The sequence below is a fragment of the Variovorax sp. VaC1 genome, assembly GCF_043658315.1.
In the GTDB taxonomy this organism is placed as follows: domain Bacteria; phylum Pseudomonadota; class Gammaproteobacteria; order Burkholderiales; family Burkholderiaceae_C; genus Variovorax.
In genome coordinates this window covers 1-7,103 of the sequence record NZ_JBIGLT010000014.1, presented here as the reverse complement: position 1 = coordinate 7,103, position 7,103 = coordinate 1, and the positions used below count along the sequence as shown (strand labels likewise).

6 protein-coding genes are annotated in these 7,103 nt (G+C 56.6%); 1 reads left to right on the top strand and 5 read right to left on the bottom strand.

Annotated elements, in window-relative coordinates; all coding sequences use genetic code 11:
* The 4 genes from ACGLHS_RS32165 to ACGLHS_RS32150 all read right to left on the bottom strand — a co-directional run.
* A partial coding sequence (locus tag ACGLHS_RS32165) for an ESPR-type extended signal peptide-containing protein (protein ID WP_394486068.1) occupies nt 1-1,157 on the bottom strand: 1,157 nt, incomplete at its 3' end.
* Between the two features lie 100 nt (nt 1,158-1,257).
* The gene (locus ACGLHS_RS32160; RefSeq protein ID WP_394486065.1) at nt 1,258-2,265 is read right to left on the bottom strand and encodes a winged helix-turn-helix domain-containing protein; all 1,008 of its coding nucleotides are present in this window, start codon (nt 2,263-2,265) and stop codon (nt 1,258-1,260) included.
* A gap of 369 nt (nt 2,266-2,634) precedes the next feature.
* The gene (locus ACGLHS_RS32155; RefSeq protein WP_394486059.1) at nt 2,635-3,477 is read right to left on the bottom strand and encodes a sensor histidine kinase; all 843 of its coding nucleotides are present in this window, start codon (nt 3,475-3,477) and stop codon (nt 2,635-2,637) included.
* Between the two features lie 46 nt (nt 3,478-3,523).
* Nucleotides 3,524-4,636, bottom strand: coding sequence for a 7TM-DISM domain-containing protein (locus ACGLHS_RS32150; RefSeq protein WP_394486057.1), 1,113 nt, complete (start codon nt 4,634-4,636; stop codon nt 3,524-3,526).
* Here ACGLHS_RS32150 and ACGLHS_RS32145 point away from each other — a divergent pair.
* The gene (locus tag ACGLHS_RS32145) at nt 4,635-5,360 is read left to right on the top strand and encodes a response regulator transcription factor (protein ID WP_394486054.1); all 726 of its coding nucleotides are present in this window, start codon (nt 4,635-4,637) and stop codon (nt 5,358-5,360) included. The genes ACGLHS_RS32150 and ACGLHS_RS32145 overlap by 2 nt on opposite strands.
* Before the next feature lie 373 nt (nt 5,361-5,733).
* On the opposite strand, the gene ACGLHS_RS32140 is transcribed toward ACGLHS_RS32145, so the two are convergent.
* Nucleotides 5,734-7,103: YadA family autotransporter adhesin (locus tag ACGLHS_RS32140; protein ID WP_394486052.1), on the bottom strand; the 1,370-nt coding region annotated here is incomplete at its 5' end.

The following is a 7,103-nucleotide window of genomic DNA, read 5'->3' as shown; positions in this document are numbered from 1 at the left end:
GTGGACGTCGATGTCGACAAGCTGCTGATGCTGCTCGTTGCCGTGCTCAGACCGGTCGAGGTCGAAGTCGAGAGGCTACTGATTCCGGTCGAAGTCGATGTCGATAAGCTGCCGATGCTGCTCGTTGCCGTACTCAAGCCGGTCGATGTCGATGTCGAAAGGCTGGCAATTCCAGTCGATACCGAAGTCGACAGCAGCGTGACCTGGCCGACCGTGGCTCCATCCGTTGGGAGAGCACCATCTGCTACGCCGGTGATCCGGCGCGTCCCTATGTTGACTTCGCCGTTGGTCGGCGCCGCCTGGTTGCTCAGAAATGCCGTCCCCGTCGTCGCTGTTGTCACCGAACTGCCGCTGCCGAGCGCAACCGAACCCGACGTCGCGCCGGCACCGACAGTCGCCCCTTTGCCGATGGCCACCCCATACACGCTGTCTGCCGTTGCGAGCGAGCCCAACGCTACGGCGGACTCCGCCGACGCTTGGCTGCCGACTCCCATGGCGACGGCAGCTGTGCCAGAAGCCAGCGCAGCCACCCCGTAGGCCTGAGCGGTCGACGCGGTCGCAGCCGATGCCATGCCGAACGCCGCCGAGTAGTTACCCATCGCGGACGCCCCGCATCCCCAGGCGAATGAAGCGACCCCGTATGTTCTAGCGGTTGCATTCGAAATAGCGTTGGCATAACCCCGCCCTGGGCTCGATACAGTCCCGTCTCCCGTCCAGTTCTGTTGTGTTGTGTAGGTATTCCAGACTGCGGAGTTCGCCGAATTGACACCCGTAGCACCAGGCGTATTGCTGATGATGTTGCTATAGAGTTGGTTCGCAGTAATTTGACCGGTACCACCCGGCCCGCCCGCGATATTGGTCCGACCGGCAACATCGACCGAGCCGCAATAGTCATCATCCCCTTGAAAAAGGACTGACTGAGCGCTGGACGTGCCATAGCCCTGCCCGGCTCCGTTGCTGCCAATATTGTTGGCGCCAGCAAACCCAGCATTCGCAGCCACGACCTCGCTGGAAAACCCAGCCGTCGCCATCATCACAATAGCTAGCGCCACGGCACTTTTCTGATAGCCGCCGCCTCCATGAGCTCGTGCGATTTCTGATGCTGCCACCCACGTGCCGGTTTTTCTGTTGAATACCGATCGATAAACTTTATTCACTATTTTTCCAAAATCGAATCAATATTGAGATGAATTCAAATACTCAAAAAAAACAATTCGGCTAGCATTCTGTTAATGGTGTCGGGGGAAATTTCAATTTTCACCCGCCCTCCCCTTCAATTGCCGTATGCAATTGATAGCCACGCCCAGAGATTGTTCTCAATATCAATCCATTTTTTGGGTCGATATTCAATTTTCGGCGAACCTTGGAAACGCAAACATCAATCGTGCGTGAACGCAGGTTGGTCGAATTTCTCCAGAAAAGAGCGTGCAAGGTTTGCCTTGTCACCAACCGATCTCTGTTTCGAAAAAATTCGACAGCAACGTTGTATTCACGCGGTTGCAAATTAATTTCCTGCCCCTTATAGAAGACTCTGCGCTTGTCAAGCTGAAACAGATAATCACGAAACACCATTGGCCCGTTTTTCTTTGCGTTAAGTGCGGCTGCGGCAGATCGGTTCAACAAGAATTGCACCCGCGAACTGATCTCTTCCGCACCAAACGGGGTCAATACAAAATCTAATTCATTGCGATGGGAGTGTTCGCCACCAATTTGTCGCAGCAAATCGATGTCGCCCACATCGACCACAAGCAGCATCGGAGCATCGGTCAGTTCGCAAATTAACCGCAGCCAATGAATATCGGCAGTTGAAGGAAAAGTAAGAAAAAGCAAACCGAAATGCCGCCCCGCTTGAAGCGAACACATGAGATCGCTCAGTGAATTGAATACAGCCGAGGCATATCCCAAGCGATCAATGCCTTTGCGCAGTGCAGGCCAGCGGGCGCTGGCACCATCGAGCGCTACCACTGGCGCGGGCATTGCGCTCGACGAAGCATTGTCTGAGTCAAGAGAAGCGACGGAAAAAGAGTCAGTGGTGAGCCACGAACTCAAAGGCTGGGCTTCAATTGAAGACAGCTCATCCGGGTGATCGAGTGCCTCGCCGAATGACCTGTATCCTGAATCCGGAAATACATCAGAACTCGAAAAATTCCGTGCAGCGTCGCAAACTTCTGGCGCCGCCATCGTCCTATCGGCCGCGCTCCAGTTTTCCGGATTTTCGGCTTGACGCCGAGATTCAAATAAAAGCATTCCGACCTTCCAGTTCAAGAATGAATACACCCCAAAGGCGCTTCACCATGATGTTTCAGACGGCGGAATGTATCGATCTGCAAACCAATTTGACAATGACAGTTATTGTCAAAAAATGACCGTTGACAACGAAATCAATAGGCCAAAGGTGAGTTTTTTATGTTCTTTAAACGGGAAAAACGCAGATCCGGCATCAGATTCGGCCGCGAGTGCCATTTTTCGACTTTGTTGCCGCCCATTCGGAGCGAAAAATGTCGAAAAATGTCGCGCCGAAATAGTGAATTTTCTCTTTGCAGCGAGGAAAAATTCACATATTTGAGGTAGTGCCGTGAAGGCGTCGCGGCCCTCAAGACCTGAAGCCTTGAGTGCTCTGTGCTGTGACGCTAGCTAGTCAGCATCCAGTGGCAGCATCAAGCGAAACAGGGTGGCCTCCTCGTCGCTCGAAAGGAGCACGACATCTCCGCCGTACTGGCGCGCGATGGTGCGAGAAATATGTAGTCCGAGCCCTGAGCCGGGTACTTTGCTGGACCCACTGCCTCTGAAATAGCGTTCAAAGAGGCTGTTCTTTTCCGATTCTGGGATCGGCTGCCCTTTGTTTGAAACCAGCATGCTGAAAGAGTCTTCGATAACAGCGCACTGGACATCAACCATCGTGTTGAGCGGAGAATATTTCAGAGCGTTTTGAATCAGGTTTCTAATGGCCACCTCAACCCTGGTTTGATCGCCTCTGCACCAGGCTTCTCCTGGTGCGAGGGTGATATTCAAGCGAGCATTTTCGTCCGGCAATCCGATGCTGCGAATACTCTCTATTGCGTCCCAGAGATCGAACCGCTGGGTGACGGGCCCTGGCCCAATGTCCAGTGCATCGTCCAACAAGATGTTTTCGATCAGTGAGCTCAGGCGGCGATCAGCTCTGCGAATTTTTTCGACGCTGCTCTTCACCCGATCATCTTGGCCCGAGGGTGACAATTCCAAGGCATGCGCCACCGCATCGATGATGGCCAACGGTGTGCGAAATTCATGTGAAACGATTGCAACGAACTCGCGCTGCCGGACTTTATCTTCCAAGGCCTCTTTGGCGACCCTCATCAAATTGAATGCCCGCTTTTGCTCCTCCTTGAGCGTCAGCTCCGATTGCCTGGAATGGCTCGCCACAGCAAAATTGAGCAACCCCAATGCCGCAAACTGTGCAAGCTGCGTTGCAGATTCTGAAAGTGCTGGGTTTTTCATTTTCACAAATCCCATAAGCACCAGGCAGAAAAAAGCCAAGACAGGTTTACGCCAAAAAAGGTGAAAAAGGCAAAAAGGTATTGGTATGACTTTCGAAAAAAATAATCCACGCAACAAACATCGTGTTGAAAATAGCCACGATTATCTCAAGATAGATCATCGAATGTATGATGTTCCCGGGGCTACCCCATATGAGCAGTGGAATCATTGCGATAAAAAAAATTGCCACCGAGTACATGAGTCCGGCCGCCCAAACGGAGTGCCGGCGATATTCGAAAACATGACAAGTAAATATCGCACCTGTCGATATCAGCATGCACACCACCACATCATTGAAGCGATCTGCCCATATCGGATGGTTCAAAAATAAAAAGGAGACTGCATACCCCTGCAAGGAAGCTATTCCGAGCAATGTGACCAGCAAGAATAAAGAATAAATCGGATAAATTAATTTCCTGACCCATCCCCAAAAAACCAGATTCATCAGCGCCATGATGCCAACGGCTCCAGCAAAAGCGGAAAAAATCAGGAGGCGTGAAATTTCTTTTTTCTCCAATCCGCTCCTTTTCCAGGCTTTCAGGTCCAGGATTGTTGGTCCGTGTGTTTTTACTCTCAGATAGTAGGTTTTGGGGGAGCTTTCAACGGTCACGGGAAAAGCCAGCACACTGATCCGGTTAACCTGGGCTTTGAATGGAAAACGATCTCCCATTTGGTTGACCGAAAACTCTCCATTCGCTTCTTGACTGTACAGCCGGACGTCGTCAAGCCAGCTCGGAAATGCCTGAATGGCCCATTCGGACGACGAATTCAATTCACCTTGCAACGAGAATCTAATCCAAAAAACGTCATTCGAATTTTCCTGAAGATGGCGAACATCTGGTGGAATGAATTTTATTTCACCGCCCGCAGAGGCAATTTTTTCAATGGAAAGAGTTCCAGTGCTGTCCCGAAATACCTCTACGTCATCCCAAAGTGGAAGCGGCTGATCCTCGCGTTGGTTTTCTCGAAGAACAGTAGCGCCTGCGCTCTGGCAAATCATCCAGAACATGACGACAATAAGGAAGCCCAGGCGGTGATTTATCTTCATACGATGAGCACGTCCGGCTTTATTTAGGCCTGATGGTTCCATTCTTGAAATCGAATAAGAGAGGTGCATCATGCATGCTGTGGGTTCCGGTAGCGGAAAGAAAATAATCGTTTACCTGATTGAAGACGAAGATGATCTTCGGGATGCGCTGGTTTACAGCCTGAACCAGATGGGTTTCAGGGCATCCGGCTTTTCGACGGCCTCCGAGTTCTATCGCGCCCACGCCGTCATTCGTTGTGACATCGTCGTCATTGACATTCAGTTGCCGGGCGAGGATGGTTTTTCAATTGCACAACACCTGCGCTCCGCCAGCAACATCGGCATCGTGTTCGCAACCGCGCGGGGCGAGCTCAATGATCGAGTCCGCGGTTTGCGCGACGGCGCAGACGCCTACTTCGTCAAACCCGTGCACGCCGAAGAACTTGCCGCCACGCTGGAGGCTGTCTATCGGCGCATCAAGGCATCGGGGAGTGCTTCCCAGCCGGTGCTGCCACCAGGCCCTCCGGCCACAGGCCGCTGGACGCTCACGGAAGGAGATTGGAACGTTTGCGATCCCGAGGGGCGGACGCTGCGTCTCACTCAATCGGAGCGGGCCCTGATGGTCTGCCTCTTCAAGCAGCAAAACAAGCCTGTGGATCGCCTTCAGCTGGCGACCGCGCTCGGAAGTGACCTCGAGCACTTCGATCTTCAGCGCGTGGATACGTTGGTCAGCCGCCTGCGACGCAAGGCGCTTGCTGCCGGCATTTCGCTGCCACTGCATGCGGTCAGAGGCACGGGGTACGTACTTCAGAATTGAACGATCGAGAACTGTGAGTCGGACGCCTCGTCGGCGGTACAGGCTCCGAATCGCTCCTCTGCGCTGGCGGGCTGCGTTCAGCCAGGAGGAAGCGCTTCGTGTTGCGGCAGTGAGATGCGGGCAAGGTGATTGCCCTTCGAAACCGCGCGCGCAATCGAGCGAAACCCGTTTACGAACGAGACATTGGCGACTTCAGAGTTTCCTTTAGCCAATTGCCTCATCCAAAATCCTGGCAATTGTTTTGATGGGCGTATGAACCGCATTTCTCCATAGAGGAAACCGCGATCAGTTCACGTCAAAGCGAATACATCACCCATCTGAGCTTCCGGCGTTCCCCGGTTGCTCTAGCCGCCGGGCCAGGACACTCTTCTGTTCACCACGCATACCCCGCCTGCACCCGCGCCGCCACCCGGCTCCCGTTCCCGCTGCTCGTCGCCGTCGAGAGCCCTGCACCCAGGTTCAGGTTGTCGTTGACCTGGTAGCCGAAGGCGATGCCCACGCCCGACGCACCTGCATAGCTGCCGACGGCCGCACCCATCCACTTCTTGCCTGCTGGCAGCGTCGGCATCGACGGCATGGCCAGCGCTGCCGCGACGCCCTGTGCGGCGAAGGCGTTGGCTTGGCTGGTCGCGTTGGCCACGGCCTGCTGCAGTTGGTTGACGTTGACAGCGTCGGTGCCCAGCACGCCGGGCGCGACATTCGTGATGCCGCGCAACTGGTTGGTGGCTGCGTTGCCCACCGACACGGTGTTGTCGCGATCGGCCACCGAACCCTGGCCCAGCGCCACTGCGTTGTTGCCGCTGGCCAGCGTGTTGGCACCCAGCGCGACGGCGTTGTTGCCGCTGGCGATGGCGTTGTTGCCTACGGCGGTGGTGGGATCGGCCAGCGCCTTCGCGCCCGCGCCGATGGCGACCGAGCCCGCGTGATCGGCCCGCGCGCCGTTCCCGACGGCCACGGTGTTGTCGCCGTTGGCCTGCGCATTGGTGCCCATCGAGGTGCTGCCCGCGCCGCTCGCGCCGGCGCCCGGGCCGCAGGCCACGGAGCCGCTCGCGTTCACCGCGCACACGCCGCTGGACAGGGCCTGGTTCATCAGCGTCTGCAGCGCGTTGACCTGCTGCACGGTGAAGTTGTTCGCGGTGGTGATGGCCGTCTGCTGTGCCTGCTGTACCTGGCCGACGTTGGCCGCGTCGGTGCTCGCCTGTCCGGCGGCCACGTTGCTGATGGTGGTGCCCGCGCCGCCGTTCGCGTTGAGCTGCAGCGAGGTGCCGCCTCCACCGTACTGCGCCGAGTTCTGCGCAAGGCCCAGGGCCGTGTTGGAGGTCTGCTGCACCGTGTAGAGCTGGCTGCCGTTGACGGCATCGGTGCTGGTGGCGTTCACCGCGCCCGCACTCACGTTGACGAGCGTGCGCGTATGGCCTGCCGAGCCGAAGGAAACGGTGTTCGCCGCCGTGGCGACCGCGTTGGCGCCAATGGCCACGCTGTTGGTCGCGCCGCTCGCGACCTGGCTGCCGGAGCCGACGGCCACGCCGCCGATGGACAGCGCCGATGCGCCGGCCGATCCGTTGTACGCGCCACCGATCGCCGTGCTGCCGTTGCCGGATGCCGACGCGCCCTGCGTGGTGCCCGAGGCGCTGCCGATGGCGATGGCCGAGGTGCCCGACGCTTGGGCGCCGCTGCCGCCGGCCGGGCCGCCGAAGCCGCAACAGCCGTCGCTGCCGGTGCCTCCCGCGCCAAGCGCGATGG